This window comes from Pseudoduganella sp. R-43 (genome assembly GCF_049913255.1).
In the GTDB taxonomy this organism is placed as follows: domain Bacteria; phylum Pseudomonadota; class Gammaproteobacteria; order Burkholderiales; family Burkholderiaceae_D; genus Rugamonas.
In genome coordinates this window covers 3,647,515-3,661,308 of record NZ_CP183988.1, presented here as the reverse complement: position 1 = coordinate 3,661,308, position 13,794 = coordinate 3,647,515, and the positions used below count along the sequence as shown (strand labels likewise).

The window sequence follows — 13,794 nt, the reverse complement described above, 5'->3', positions numbered from 1 at the left end:
CATTTGCTGCGTTTACGCCTGTTTTTTGAGCGGCCTTGGGGTATTCTCCCTCTATGACAGCCTTCTGCCTTCAAAATGCAAGAATATAGCGACCTGTCAGTCCTGCTAATCGACCCCAACCAGCATATGCGCAGCGGAATGCACAATATGCTCGGCCAGTTGGGGATTACCCGCATCGAGCACGGCGTGAGCGCAGGCACTGCCATCCGCCACCTCGAGAAGAAGGCGTTCGACCTGGTGTTTTGCGAATACGACCTGGGCAACGAACAGGGGCAGGACGGGCAGCAGTTGCTGGAAGACCTGCGCCACCACAAGCTGATCCTCCCTTCCACCATCTTCATCATGCTCACCACCGAGGGCGTGTACGGCAAGGTGGTGAGCGCAGCGGAATTGACGCCGACCGATTACATCCTCAAGCCTTTTACAGTCGATGTGCTGGCGCAGCGCATTGCCCGGGCCGTCGACCGGCGCGCCGCCCTCCTCCCGGTGCACCGGATGATCGAACGCGACCGGCTGCACGAAGCCATCCTGGCCAGTGAAGTGTCGGCCGCGGCCAATCCGCGCTATGCGACGGAATGCGCCCGCCTGCGCGCGGAGGCGCATGCCGCGCTGGGCGAGGAGGCGCAGGCGGAAGCGATTTACCGGGAAATCCTCGAAATCCGCCCATTGGGCTGGGCCCAGCTTGGCCTGGCCCGTTGCCAGTTCGACCAGGGCCAGTTCGCTGAAACGCTGGAGACCCTGCAGCGCCTGATCGACGACAATCCCAGGTACATGGCGGCCTACGACCTCATGGCCCGCACCCAGCAGGCCCTCGGCCGCGCGGCCGATGCCCGCGCCGCGCTGGAAACTGCGGTGTCGATCTCTCCCCATGTGGTGCGCCGGCTGCGCCACATGGGCCAGGTGGCGCTTGAAGCCGGCGATCTCGATGCAGCCGAAAAGTCCTTCAAACAAGTCGTCGCCAAGTCCAGGTATTCCGAGTTTCGCGACCCCGAAGACCACGTCAACCTGGTGCGGGCCCTGGTCCGGAAAGGCGATGCCGCCGGCGCAGCCAACGCCCTGCGCGAGCTCGATCGCTCGGCGCGCAGCGGCCCGGCGACAGATGCCTGCAAGGCTTTTTCCGCCGTCCTGCTGCAGGAATTGAACGGCAATGGCGCGGCGCTGCAGTCGGAGCTGGCCAATGCCGTGCGCGCTGCCGGCGAGGCAGGTACCCTTTCCAGCGCGCTGAAACTCGGCATCGCGGAAAGCTGCCTGAAGCAAGGCATGGACGAGCAAGGCATGCAGTTGCTCGATGCGCTGGCCAGCGACCCCGCCAGCGGCATCAGCGAATCCGATACGGCGGCCGTCTACGAGCGCAGCGGCCGCGCCGAACTGGCGCAAAACCGCGGCGACAGCGTGGAACGCTACCTTGACGGCCTGGTGCGGCGGGCGGCCGCGCGCAGCGGCCAGGGCGACCAGCGTGGCGCCATCGACGTGCTCCAGGTGGCGGTCCGGCGGCGGCCCGAAAATGCCGGACTGATCTCCGCCCTCGCCTCCGCCATGCTGCGCCTGATGGGCGACAGCGGCTGGGAAGCCGCGCTGGGCGAGCAATGTGCTGCGCTGCTGATACGCATGCGCAAGGCAGATCCCCATCATCCCATGCTGGCTGCGTTATCATCACAATATGTCACCCTGCGGGGCAAACAATAAGAGACGAAGTCAATGCAATCGTATAGCGACCTGTCGGTGCTGATCATCGACCCCAACCCGGCAATGCGGGGCAACCTGCACAATATGCTGAACCAGGCCTCGATCACGCGGATCGAGTATGCCGTCAGCTCGGGCACGGCGATCCGCCAACTGACCAACAAGCGCTTTGACGTCATCCTGTGCGAGTACGACCTGGGCAGCGGCAATGAAGACAACGGCCAGGATGGCCAGCAACTACTGGAAGACCTGCGCCACCACAAGCTGATCGACCGCTCGGCCATCTTCATCATGCTGACCTCGGAGGCGGTGCAATCCAAGGTGATTGGCGCCGCAGAACTGACGCCGACCGATTACGTGCTGAAGCCCTTCACTGTCGATGGCCTGATGCAGCGCATCGGCCGCGCAGTGGAACGCCGCGCAGTATTCATGCCGGTCTATCAGCTGATCGCCCAGAGCAAGCAGCGCGAAGCCATCGATGCCTGCCAGGAGGCCGAGACTGCGAATCCGCGCTACGCCACCGAATTTTCCCGCCTGCGCGCCGAACTTCACTATGAAATCGGTGAGCTTGCGCAGGCCGAGCTGATTTACCAGTCGATCCTGATCGGCCGCCCGACGGGCTGGGCCCAGCTTGGCCTGGCGCGATGCCAGTTCGGCCTCGAGCACTATTCCGACGCAATGGGGACGCTGGAGCGCCTGCTCGAGGCCAATCCCAACATGATGGCGGCCTACGACCTGCTGGCCCGCTCGTACGAGGCCATGGGCCAGTCGCAGCAGGCGAAAAAGATCCTGGAAGATGCAGTTGCCATGTCGCCGAACATGGTGCGGCGCCTGCGCCACCTTGGCGAGGTCGCCTACGGCACCGGTGATATCTCGGCGGCGGAGAAGGCCTTCCGCCAGGTGGTGACCAAGGCCCGCTACTCCGAATTCCGCGATCCTGAAGACCACGTGAACCTGGTTCGCGCCCTGGTACGCAAGGGCGACGTCAACCAGGCTTCGGGCGTGATCCGCGATATGGAGCGCACGCTGCGCGCCAGTGCCAACACGGAAGTGTGCAAGCATATTTCTTCGGCCCTGCTGCTGGACGTGACCGGGCACGCAACCGAGGCTGCCTCCGAACTGTCCAATGCCGTCACGGCGGTCGGCATGGCGCGCGGCCTGTCGAACCGCCTGCGCATCGGGCTGGTGGATTCCTGCCTCAAGCACCGGCTGGACAAGGACGCTGCCGACGTCGTCATGCATATGATGAACGACAACGAAAAGCCGATCACCATGGAAGAAGCCGTCAGCGTCTTCGAAAAGGCAGGCCGCCACGACCTGGCGCGCGGCGTTGGCGAGAAGATCGACAACGTCATGCAGGAACTGGTCACGGAAGCGGAGTCGATGGCCCGCCAGGGCGACCATCGCGCGGCAGTGGCGACCCTGCACCAGGCCCTGCGTCGCACGCCGGGCAACCTGAAGGTGCTGTACGCGGCCGTGCAGGCCATCCTGCGCCAACTGGACGAATTGGGCTGGGAAGCACCGCTGGGCGACCAGGCGGGCGCCCTGATCGACCGCATCCGCCGTCTCGACGCCGGCAGCCCTGCGCTGGAAGCCCTGCTGATGCAGTATTCGGGCACCCAGCGCAAATACGGTATTTCGACGACCGCCTAAGCGCCCTCGCCGCCTGCGGGACCGTAACCGCCCCCGCCCGGCGTCTCGACAACGAAGATATCGCCGGGCTGCATTTCGGTCTTGCCGATGTGGCCCAGTTGTTCGGTGCTGCCATCGGCGCGCAGCACCGTATTGCGGCCCAAGGCCCCCGGAGCGCCGCCGGCCATGCCGAACGGCGCATGCACGCGGTTATTCGACAGGATGGCAGCCGTCATCGGCTCCAGGAAGCGTACTTTGCGCACGCCCCCGTTGCCGCCGTGCCAGCGGCCGGCGCCGCCGGAGCCGTGGCGAATTTCATAGCTTTCCAGCCGCACCGGGAAACGGAACTCCAGGATTTCCGGGTCCGTCAGGCGCGAGTTGGTCATATTGGTCTGCACCACGTCGGTACCGTTGAAGCCATCGCCGGCGCCGGAACCGCCGCTGATCGTTTCGTAATACTGGTACTTCGCGTTACCGAAGGTGAAGTTGTTCATCGTTCCCTGCGAAGCGCCCTGCACGCCAAGCGCGCCGTACAGCGCATTGGTGATGCAGGTCGAGGTTTCGACATTGCCCGATACCACCGATGCCGGGAAATGCGGGTTCAGCATCGAGCCCGGTGGAATGATCACGTGCAGCGGTTTCAGGCAGCCGGCGTTAAGCGGGATGTCATCGTCGACCAGGGTGCGGAAGACATACAGGACTGCCGCCATGCATACGGCGGATGGCGCGTTGAAATTGTTATCCAGCTGGCTGGAAGTGCCGCTGAAGTCGATCTCGGCGCTGCGTTCGGCCGCGTTCACGCGCACCGCGACGTTGATGACCGCCCCGTTATCGAGTTTCAGCTCATAGCTGCCGTTGCGCAGGGCGCTGATCACGCGCCGCACTGCCTCTTCGGCGTTGTCCTGCACGTGGCCCATGTAGGCACGCACCACGTCAAGGCCGAAGTGCGCGACCATCTTGCCCAGTTCTTCAACGCCCTTCTGGTTGGCGGCGACCTGGGCGCGGAAATCGGCCATGTTCTGGTCGGGATTGCGGGCCGGGTAGCGTGCACTGGCCAGCAAGGCGCGCGCCTCGGCATCGCGCAACTGGCTGCCGCTGGCGCCGTCGACCAGCTTGAAATTGTTGATCAGGACGCCTTCTTCTTCAATATTCCGCGAGTCCGGCGGCATCGAGCCCGGCGTACTGCCGCCAATATCGGCGTGATGGCCGCGCGAGCCGACGTAGAACAGGATCGCGCTGCCTGCCTCATCGAACACGGGCGTGATGACGGTAACGTCCGGCAGGTGCGTGCCGCCGTTGTAGGGATCGTTCAGCATGTAGACGTCGCCCGGATGCATCCGGCCTGCGTTTTCGCGCATGACGGTCTTGATGCTCTCGCCCATTGATCCAAGGTGCACCGGCATGTGCGGGGCATTGGCGATCAGGTTGCCTTCAGCGTCGAAGATGGCGCAACTGAAGTCGAGGCGCTCCTTGATGTTGACCGAGTAGGCAGTGTTCTGCAGGCGCAGGCCCATTTGCTCTGCGATCGACATGAACAGGTTGTTGAAGATCTCCAGCATGACCGGATCGGCCGTGGTGCCAATGGCGCGGCGCACCGGCAGTGCCTCGACGCGGGTCAGCACCAGATGGTCCTGTGGCGTGACTTCGGCTTGCCAGCCCGGCTCCACGATCGTCGTGGCGTTGGCCTCGGCAATGATGGCCGGGCCCTTGATGATATCGCCGATGCGGGTCGCATCGCGTTTGAACAGGCCGGTGTCGTGCCACTGCCCGGCGCTGTACATGCGCACTGTTTGCGAAGGCTGCAGCGGTGCGTGGCGCGGCGCCTGCTGCGGCGCCGCTTCCGGCGGGGCGTTGGACTTGCCGATGGCCTCCACTGAGACCGCCTCCACAATCAGGGCCTTGGCCGGCATCAGGAAGGAGAAGCGCTTGCGATAGGCGGCTTCGAACTGGGCCTTCATGCTGTCGATGGTGCCGAACAGCACGATCAGGGCCGAATCCGTGCCCTCGTAACGCAGGTGGACACGGTGCACCACGCTGATACGCTCGCCAGCCACCGCCTGAGCGTGCAGCTCTGCCACAGCCTCCGCGGCAAGCGCCTGCAGGCGCGCTTCCAGCGCCGGCAGCGCTTCAGCCGCGAGCCGAAGTTCGACGGCGCTTTCACGCATCGCTGCCTGGTCGGCCAGGCCCATGCCGTAGGCCGACAGCACCCCGGCCAGGGAATGAATGAAGACTGTCTTCATGCCCAGCGCGTCTGCAACGAGGCAGGCGTGCTGGCCGCCGGCGCCGCCAAAACTGGTCAGGGCGTACTCGGTCACGTCATGACCGCGTTGCACGGAAATCTGCTTGATGGCGTTGGCCATATTGCCGACGGCAATTTCGATGAAGCCCTCGGCCACCTGCTCCGGCGAGGACGGCGCGCCTGTCGCCGCCTGGATTTCCGCGGCCATGGCGGCGAATTTTTCGCGCACGGTTGCCGCATCGAGCGCTTGCGCGCCATCGCTGCCGAACAGTTTCGGGAAGAACGCTGGCTGGATCTTGCCCAGCATGACGTTGCAGTCCGTTACAGCCAGCGGGCCGCCGCGGCGATAGCTGGCCGGCCCCGGAGCGGCGCCCGCGCTGTCCGGTCCGACGCGGAAACGGCTGCCGTCGAAATGCAGGATCGAGCCGCCGCCGGCAGCAACCGTGTGAATGCTCATCATCGGCGCGCGCATGCGCACGCCGGCCACCTGGGTCTCAAACACACGCTCGAATTCGCCCGAAAAATGCGAGACATCGGTCGAAGTACCGCCCATGTCGAAGCCGATGATCTTTTCGAATCCTGCCGCCCGGCTGGCGCGCACCATGCCGACAATCCCGCCGGCCGGGCCGCTCAGGATCGAATCCTTGCCCTGGAAGGTGCGCGCGTCGGTCAGGCCGCCGTTGGACTGCATGAATTGCAGGTTCACGCCCGGCAGCTCGGATGCAACCTGGCCCACATAGCGCCGCAGGATTGGAGACAGGTAGGCATCGACCACGGTCGTATCGCCGCGCGCCACCAGCTTCATCATCGGGCTGACCAGGTGGGACACTGAGACCTGGGTATAGCCGATTTCGCGGGCAATTTGCGCCAGCGCCGCTTCATGCGCGCTGTAGCGGTAGCCATGCATCAGGACAATCGCGATCGAACGCAGCCCTTGGTCAAAGTGCGCCTGCAGGCCGGCCCGCGCCGCCGCTGTATCCAGTGCCCTGACCACTTCCCCGTGCGCGCCCATGCGCTCATCAATCTCCACCACATGCCGGTAGAGCAGTTCGGGAAGGACGATGTGGCGGTCGAACAGGCGCGGACGGTTCTGGTACGCAATGCGCAGCGCATCGCGGAAGCCGCGCGTTATCGCAAGCACGGTCGGCTCGCCCTTGCGCTCGAGCAGCGCGTTGGTGGCGACCGTTGTGCCCATCTTCACGGCCTCGACCTGCCCGACCGGGATGGCAGCGCCGCCTGCAACGCCCAGCAGATGGCGAATGCCAGCGATGGCTGCATCACGGTAGTGTTCAGGACTTTCCGACAGGAGCTTTTGGGTCATCAGGCCGCCATCGGGGCGGCGCGCCACGATGTCAGTGAAAGTACCGCCACGGTCGATCCAGAATTGCCAATCCATTGCGCTGCCTCGCTCTAATCGTGAAGCAGTTATTGTAGTGCTAGAATGCCCCGCATGACGCCCCTCTTTACGATTGCAGAACTTCGCGCGATCGAGCACGCTGCGGCGCAGCGCTTGCCCGAAGGTGCACTGATGCAGCGCGCGGGCCAGGCCGGCGCCAACCAGGCACTGGACCTGCTTCCCTTTACCATTCACCGCGCCCAGGTACTGGTGCTCGCTGGCCCGGGCAACAACGGCGGCGACGCACTGGAAACCGCAGCGCACCTCGGCCATGCCGGCGCCCAGGTCACCGTGCTGCATTTTCCGCCTGCAGACGCAGCCGCAGCGGAGCGCATCGAGGCCTTGCGCCGTGCACGCAGTTCCCCTGCCCGCTTCGCCGCAATCACCGAGGCCGCCGACGCCCGTGCCGTGGTGACTGGCACCGCCTGGACACTGATGATTGATGGCTTGTTCGGCATCGGGCTGGCCCGGCCAATCACGGGCGACTTCGCGGCGCTGGTGGCGACCGTCAACGAGCTGGCCTGCCCCATCCTCGCGCTCGACGTCCCCAGCGGCCTTGACTCGGACACCGGCGCTGTCGTTGGGGGCGGCAAGACAGGCATCGCGGTGCGTGCCACGCGCACGCTCACCTTCATCGGCGACAAGCCCGGCTTGCACACGGCCGAGGGCCGCGATCATGCGGGCGCTGTCACGGTCAGCAATCTCGACATCGACCCCGAGCTCTTTCCGGCGCCGCGCGCGCGACTGAACGACGTGGCGCTGTTCGCCCACTGCGTGCGCCGGCGCCGCCACAGTTCGCACAAAGGAAGCCATGGCAGCGTGGCTGTGGTGGGAGGCGCACGCGGCATGGCAGGCGCGCCGATCCTGGCCGCCCGAACTGCGCTCACCAGCGGCGCCGGCCGCGTCTACGCCTGCTTCGTCGGCGAGCCGCCGGCCTTCGATGCCGCACAGCCAGAACTGATGTGCCGCAGCGCCCAGGAATATGATTTCAACAGCGCGGTGCTGGTGATCGGCCCCGGCATGGGCGGGTCCGCCTCAAGCGCCGAAATGCTGGCCAGCGCGCTGCATAGCCAAAGCCCGGCCGTACTTGACGCCGACGCGCTCAACCTGCTGGCTGGTTCCGAAGCACTGCGCACGCAACTGGCGCAGCGCAAGGCGCCGTGCATCCTGACGCCGCATCCGCTGGAGGCCGCCCGCTTGCTGGGAGTGACGGCCACCGAAATCCAGGCAGACCGCCCGTCCGCTGCACGCATGCTGGCCTCGCGGCTGGCGGCGACGGTCGTACTGAAAGGATCGGGAACAGTGCTTGCCGCCCGCAACGGGGAAATTGTGATCAATACAACCGGCAATCCGGCCCTCGCCACTGCCGGTACCGGCGACGTGCTGTCCGGCTTGTGCGGCAGCCTGCTTGCCCAGGGTTGGCCGGAATGGGAGGCAGCCCTGGCCGCGGTCTGGCTGCATGGCATGGCGGCCGACGATCTCGTCACGGAGGGTGCAGGACCCATCGGCCTGACGGCCAGCGAACTGATTCCAGCCATCCGCACCGCCGTCAACCGGCTGGCGGCGCAGCACGGCTCCTGAACAATCAGGCGATGCGCCCCGCCGCGATCGTGATGACGCGCCCGCAGCGCGCTGCGATATGGGTGTCATGCGTGACCAGCACCAGGGTCGAACCGTGTTCGCGGTTCAATTCGAACATCAGCTGGATGACGGATTCGCCAGTGGCCGCATCCAGGCTTCCTGTCGGCTCATCGGCCAGCAGCAAGGGCGGCTGCGTCACGAAGGCGCGCGCCAAGGCGACGCGCTGCTGCTCGCCGCCGGACAGGAATTTCGGATAGTGCTTCAAGCGGCTTGAAAGACCGACGCGGCCCAGCATGGCTTCCGCCTTTTCGCGCGCCGCGCCGTCGCCGGCCAGTTCAAGCGGCAGCATCACGTTTTCGACCGCCGTCAAATGAGGCAGCAACTGGAAAGACTGGAACACAAAGCCCAGTTTTTCCTTGCGCAAAGCAGCCCGGCCATCTTCATCGAGCGCGAAAATGTCCACGCCATCCAGCACCACCTTGCCCTCGGCGGGCGTATCCAGGCCCGCCAGCAGGCCAAGCAAGGTCGATTTACCGGAGCCGGAAGCCCCTACAATGGCAAGCGTTTCCGCCTTTTGCACTGTAAAATCCACTCCATGCAGGATGGTCAGTTCGCCGCTGGCGTCGGCCACCCGCTTGCCCAGGCCGGAAACGGAAATAGCCGCCTTGGCCAACTGACTGGAGGTTTGAGGAATATCACGCATGGTCATGTTCAAAAATAGTGTACGCTGCTTCGCGATGCTGATCCTGATGTTCAGCGCCGCCACGAACGCCTATTCTGCATCAAAAACCGTCCTGGTGGTGGGCGACAGCCTGTCGGCCGAATACGGCATCTCGCGCGGCGCCGGCTGGGTCGCCCTGCTCGACCAGCGGCTGAAGGACCAGAAACTGCCGGCAACTGTGGTCAACGCCAGCGTCAGCGGCGAGACGACCAGCGGCGGCCGCACCCGCTTGCCTGCCTTGCTGAGCAAGCACAAGCCGAATATCGTCATCATCGAACTGGGCGCCAACGATGGCTTGCGCGGCCTGCCGGTGGCCGCCGCCGAAACCAACCTGCGCGCCATGGTGGATGAATCGCGCAAGGCAGGTGCACAGGTGCTGCTGGTCGGCATTCGCATTCCTCCCAACTATGGCCGCGACTACGCCGACAAATTCTTCGCCATGTACGGCGCCGTGAGCAAGGATGTCAAAGTACCCCTGGCGCCCTTCATGCTTGATGGCGTCGCGCAAAAGCCCGAGCTGTTCCAGCCAGACCGCCTGCACCCGCTGGCAACGGCCCACCCTATCATCCTGGGCAATATCTGGCCCCACCTCCTGCCAATACTGAAAACAAAATGAAGTATCCAGAAATCCTGCCGATCGAAGACGTCCTGGCCCGCCTTGACGATTTCGACACCATCATCGACGCGCGCAGCCCATCCGAGTACGCGCTCGACCACCTGCCGAACGCGATCAACTGTCCGGTGCTCGACGACGAGCAGCGCATCACCGTCGGCACCATGTACAAGCAGGTCGGCTCCTTTGAAGCGAAGAAGGTCGGCGCGGCCATGGTCTCAAAGAATATCGGCCACCATATCGAGACGCTGTGGCTGGACAAGCCGCGCGACTGGAAGCCCCTCGTTTATTGCTGGCGCGGCGGCAACCGCAGCGGCTCCATGGCAACGGTGCTGGCCAAGATCGGCTGGCCCGTGGTGCAACTCGATGGCGGCTACAAGGCCTTCCGCGCCGCCATCAATGCGCAGCTTGAACGGACGCCGGAACTCGACTTCCGCGTGATCTGCGGCACCACCGGGAGCGGCAAGACCCGCCTGCTCGACACGCTGGAGGCGATCGGGGCGCAGGTGCTGGACCTGGAGCAGCTGGCGGCGCACCGCGGTTCGGTGCTGGGCAACATTCCATGCCAGCCGCAGCCTTCGCAAAAGGCCTTCGAAACCTCGATCTGGGACCGCCTGCGCCGTTTCGACCCGCAGTTTCCGGTCTTCGTCGAATCGGAAAGCCGCAAGGTGGGCAGCCTGCGCGTGCCGGGCGCGCTGATGGAACGTATGCGGGCTTCGCCCTGCATCGCCATGCAGGTGGCGCGGGAAGACCGCGTTAAGCTGCTGATCGAGGACTACCAGCATTTCGCCTGCAACGCCCCGGCGCTCAACGCGCAGCTGGAATTCCTGGTGCAGTTGCACGGCCGCGAACGCATCGAACGCTGGCAGGCCATGGCCACTGCGGGCGAGATGCCCGCCCTGGTCGACGAACTCCTGGTCGACCATTACGACCCGGCCTATCTCAAATCGATCCACCGCAACTTCGTTCAATACGACCAGGCCACTGAAGTGGCGCTTGCCGACATCTCGCCCGAATCCTTCATCGCCGCTGCGCGCAGGCTGCATGGCGCATAGCGAGCAATAGCAATCCACACAGGGTCATCGCCAGGGCGGACGGTTCCGGCACCGGCGGAATGGCCTTGGCGGCGCTCGCGCCGGCTACGACGCTCCAGCTGAAGTCCTTGGCCGTGTCGCTGCGGTTGAAGATCGACAGCGAAAAGGACTCGTCGATGCCCGGCTGTGCGCTGTCCGATCCGAAGCTTCTTGTATAAGCCGTTGCAGCGCCGGCGCCTTCAAGCCCGATATCAAAAAACCCTCCCGCCGTTGCACCGAAGGGGGCCCCGGCGCCGACTTCCTGCGTGCCGAACAGATGGCCGCTCACCACCAGCACGGAGTTGGGCGTCAGGTGTATGGTGGCGCTCCAGCTTGCCGTTCCTTCCGCGAGATACCATTGACTCAGCGGATCGCGCAGCCTGGCATGCGCATCGAAAGCGTAGTCCGTGGCGTCGGAATAGCGATTCCAATCGATAAAGATGCTGCTGGCGTACTCCATGCGGGTCGAATCGCCAAGTGCGTAGGCGCTGACCGGACCGGCACCGGCATGCACCATGGAAAACTGCTCCCGCGTTCCAAGCACTTCCGCGTCCGCACGATACTCCTGTCCCAACAAGCCCGCCGCAGCGGTTCCTCCCAGCGGATCGAGGGAATACGCGTCGAATTCGAGGTCCGACAGCTGCAGGACGATTTCGCTGGTGCCGGGCGCGGCAGGCGGTTCCTGGGCGCCGGCGGCGCCGACGCAAGCGCAGAACAGCGCAGCGAGACCTAAACGGATCATGTGCATGATGTGCTCCTCCCAAGGCATGGGCAGCGGGGCGCCGCCCCGCAGGACATTATCCGCACATAAGAAAAAGGCCGGGGTCCGTTTGCACGGACACCGGCCCTCATAGAGCGTTCAACTGCTTATTCGGCTTGCTTCTTGATCGTTGGGACCGGGTGCAGGATCTTGACCTTGGCCTTCTGCTTCAGCGCGTCGATGTAGCCTGTCATCTCTTGTTGCGCGACGATCTGGTTGATGCGCTGGCCTTCCTGTTCGCGGCGGGCAGCATCCTGCTCAGCCGGCTGGCCGACCTTGTTGATGCGGTACACGCCGTAGCCCTGGCCAGGGATTTCCACGCCAACGTAGGCTGGCAGCTTGGCGGCATCGGCCTTCATCACCGCTGCCACGGCAGCCGGGTTGATGCCGTCTGCCTTGGCGCGGGAGATCGTCTTCGCCTCGCCGAAACCAGCAGCGTCACCGGACTTCCTGGCTGCTGCCAGCTTTTCTTCGCCAGCCTTCTTCGCAGCTTTCACAGCCTCTTCCAGCGCGACCTGCTGTTTGATGGCAGCTTCGACTTCAGCCAGCGGCTTCTTGGCAGCAGGCTTGAATTCGACGATGCGGCCGGAAACCAGGGTTTGCGGTGCGACTTCAACCGCTTCGGTATTGCGCTTGTTCTTCAGCGAGTCGTCGGAGAACAGAGCGGCCAGGAACTTGGCGTTGTTGAAAGGAGCCGCGCCCAGGATCGGGTTAGGCTGGCGGCGAACGCCTTCCACGGTTTCGATCTTCAGCTTCAGCTTGTCGGCAACCGGCTTCAGGCTTTCGAAATCCGAAAACACGGTATCGGTGAACTGCTCGGACATCTCCGAGTACAGCTTGGCGGCTTTCTGCTTCTTGATTTCCGCAGCGATGTCGCCCTTCACTTCATCCAGCGGCTTCAGGTGTGCCGGCTTCAGCTCCGTAACGGTGATGATGTGATAGCCAAAATCGGATTCGACCAAGTCGCTGATTTCGCCTTGCTTCAGCTTCAGGATTGCATCTTCGACCGGCTTGACGAAAGAACCCTTCACCAGCACGTCCAGGTCGCCGCCCTGGGCTGCGGAGCCCGGGTCATCCGACTTGGCCTTGGCGATCTTGGCGAAATCGCCTGGATTCTTGCGCACTTCGGCCAGCACTGCTTCGGCCTTGGCTTTCGCGGCTGCCTTGTCGCCTTCGCCCTTGATCAGGATGTGCGACGCGCGGCGCGCTTCTTCGCTCGTGAAGCGCTTCTTGTTCGATTCGTAGTAGCTGGCCACTTCCTGGTCGCTTACGGTAGCTTGTGCAGCCACGGCATCGGTGTTCAGCACGACGTACTCGATCTTGGCCGACTCAGGAATCTCGAACAGCTTGGCGTTCTTATCGTAGAAGGCCTTCACCATGTCGTCGGTAACCTTCACGTTCGGCAGGAATTGCGAGACTGGCAGGGCCATCTCCTGCACTTCACGCTCTTGCGAGCCGAAATCGGAAATCGCCTTGGAGACAGTGCGTGGCACAAAGCCGCTCAATTCCACGCCATTGGCCACCTGTTGCAGCGCCAGGTCGTGACGAACCTGCTCCTGGTGCATGCCGGCGTTCATGCCTTGAGCAGCCAGGATCTGCAGGTACTGCTCCTTGTCGAATGTGCCATCGGCCTTGAACAGCATTGGCAGCTGCGTACTGATCGCTTCCTGGACTTTCTGCTCGCTGGTGGTCAGATGGGCGCTGCGGATTTCCGCGTTCACGGCACGCTGGGCGATCAGCTGGTCCAGGACGTTCTGCTTGAACTCAGGAGTGTCAAAGGCCTTCTGGTCAAAATTCTTGCCCATTTGCTGGCGCATCTGGTCCAGTTGGCGGCGCTGGGCATTTTCCCATTCCTGCTGGGTCAGCGGATAGCCCGCGACTTTAGCGATGGTGTTCGCGTCTTCGCCGAACAGCTTGACGCCGCTCACGCCGACCAGCACAAACGACGGCACGATCAGGAGCGCCAGGATAATCTGCATCAGCTTTTGATGCGTACGTACGAAATCAAACATGTCAGCGTGGGTTCCTAGAGTGGAGGCTTTAAAACTGCTCGCGCGATTTTACAGGGCAGTTGCTGATGGTGCAATATGTAAAAA

Annotated in this window: 9 protein-coding genes; 5 read left to right on the top strand and 4 right to left on the bottom strand. The window is 63.9% G+C overall.

What is annotated here, in order from left to right:
• Positions 1–75: 75 nt before the first annotated feature.
• Positions 76–1,686 (top strand): response regulator, encoded by a 1,611-nt coding sequence (locus ACN9M3_RS16700; protein ID WP_426317999.1) that lies wholly within the window; start codon positions 76–78, stop codon positions 1,684–1,686.
• Positions 1,687–1,698: 12 nt separating this feature from the next.
• A complete protein-coding gene (locus ACN9M3_RS16695) occupies positions 1,699–3,336 on the top strand; it encodes a tetratricopeptide repeat protein (protein ID WP_426317998.1) in 1,638 nt (545 codons plus the stop codon).
• Here the strand turns inward: ACN9M3_RS16695 and ACN9M3_RS16690 are convergent.
• The gene (locus ACN9M3_RS16690) at positions 3,333–6,950 is read right to left on the bottom strand and encodes a hydantoinase B/oxoprolinase family protein (protein WP_426317997.1); all 3,618 of its coding nucleotides are present in this window, start codon (positions 6,948–6,950) and stop codon (positions 3,333–3,335) included. The genes ACN9M3_RS16695 and ACN9M3_RS16690 overlap by 4 nt on opposite strands.
• Positions 6,951–7,004: 54 nt before the next feature.
• Here ACN9M3_RS16690 and ACN9M3_RS16685 point away from each other — a divergent pair, with 54 nt between their 5' ends.
• Positions 7,005–8,531 (top strand): NAD(P)H-hydrate dehydratase, encoded by a 1,527-nt coding sequence (locus ACN9M3_RS16685; RefSeq protein WP_426317996.1) that lies wholly within the window; start codon positions 7,005–7,007, stop codon positions 8,529–8,531.
• 4 nt (positions 8,532–8,535) lie between these two features.
• On the opposite strand, the gene ACN9M3_RS16680 is transcribed toward ACN9M3_RS16685, so the two are convergent.
• Positions 8,536–9,234, bottom strand: coding sequence for an ABC transporter ATP-binding protein (locus tag ACN9M3_RS16680; RefSeq protein ID WP_426317995.1), 699 nt, complete (start codon positions 9,232–9,234; stop codon positions 8,536–8,538).
• Here ACN9M3_RS16680 and ACN9M3_RS16675 point away from each other — a divergent pair.
• Positions 9,233–9,868, top strand: coding sequence for an arylesterase (locus ACN9M3_RS16675; RefSeq protein WP_426317994.1), 636 nt, complete (start codon positions 9,233–9,235; stop codon positions 9,866–9,868). The two genes, ACN9M3_RS16680 and ACN9M3_RS16675, sit on opposite strands and share 2 nt — an antisense overlap.
• On the top strand, positions 9,865–10,920 hold the full coding sequence (gene mnmH, locus ACN9M3_RS16670) for a tRNA 2-selenouridine(34) synthase MnmH (RefSeq protein WP_426317993.1): 1,056 nt from the start codon (positions 9,865–9,867) through the stop codon (positions 10,918–10,920). The genes ACN9M3_RS16675 and mnmH overlap by 4 nt, the downstream gene beginning before the upstream one ends.
• Here mnmH and ACN9M3_RS16665 read toward each other — a convergent pair.
• Together ACN9M3_RS16665 and ACN9M3_RS16660 are read right to left on the bottom strand one after the other, a co-directional pair.
• A complete protein-coding gene (locus ACN9M3_RS16665; protein WP_426317992.1) occupies positions 10,886–11,686 on the bottom strand; it encodes a hypothetical protein in 801 nt (266 codons plus the stop codon). The genes mnmH and ACN9M3_RS16665 overlap by 35 nt on opposite strands.
• A 119-nt stretch (positions 11,687–11,805) precedes the next feature.
• Positions 11,806–13,710 carry a SurA N-terminal domain-containing protein gene (locus ACN9M3_RS16660; protein WP_426317991.1) on the bottom strand — a complete coding sequence of 635 codons (1,905 nt, stop codon included), beginning with the start codon at positions 13,708–13,710 and terminating at the stop codon, positions 11,806–11,808.
• Positions 13,711–13,794: the final 84 nt, after the last annotated feature.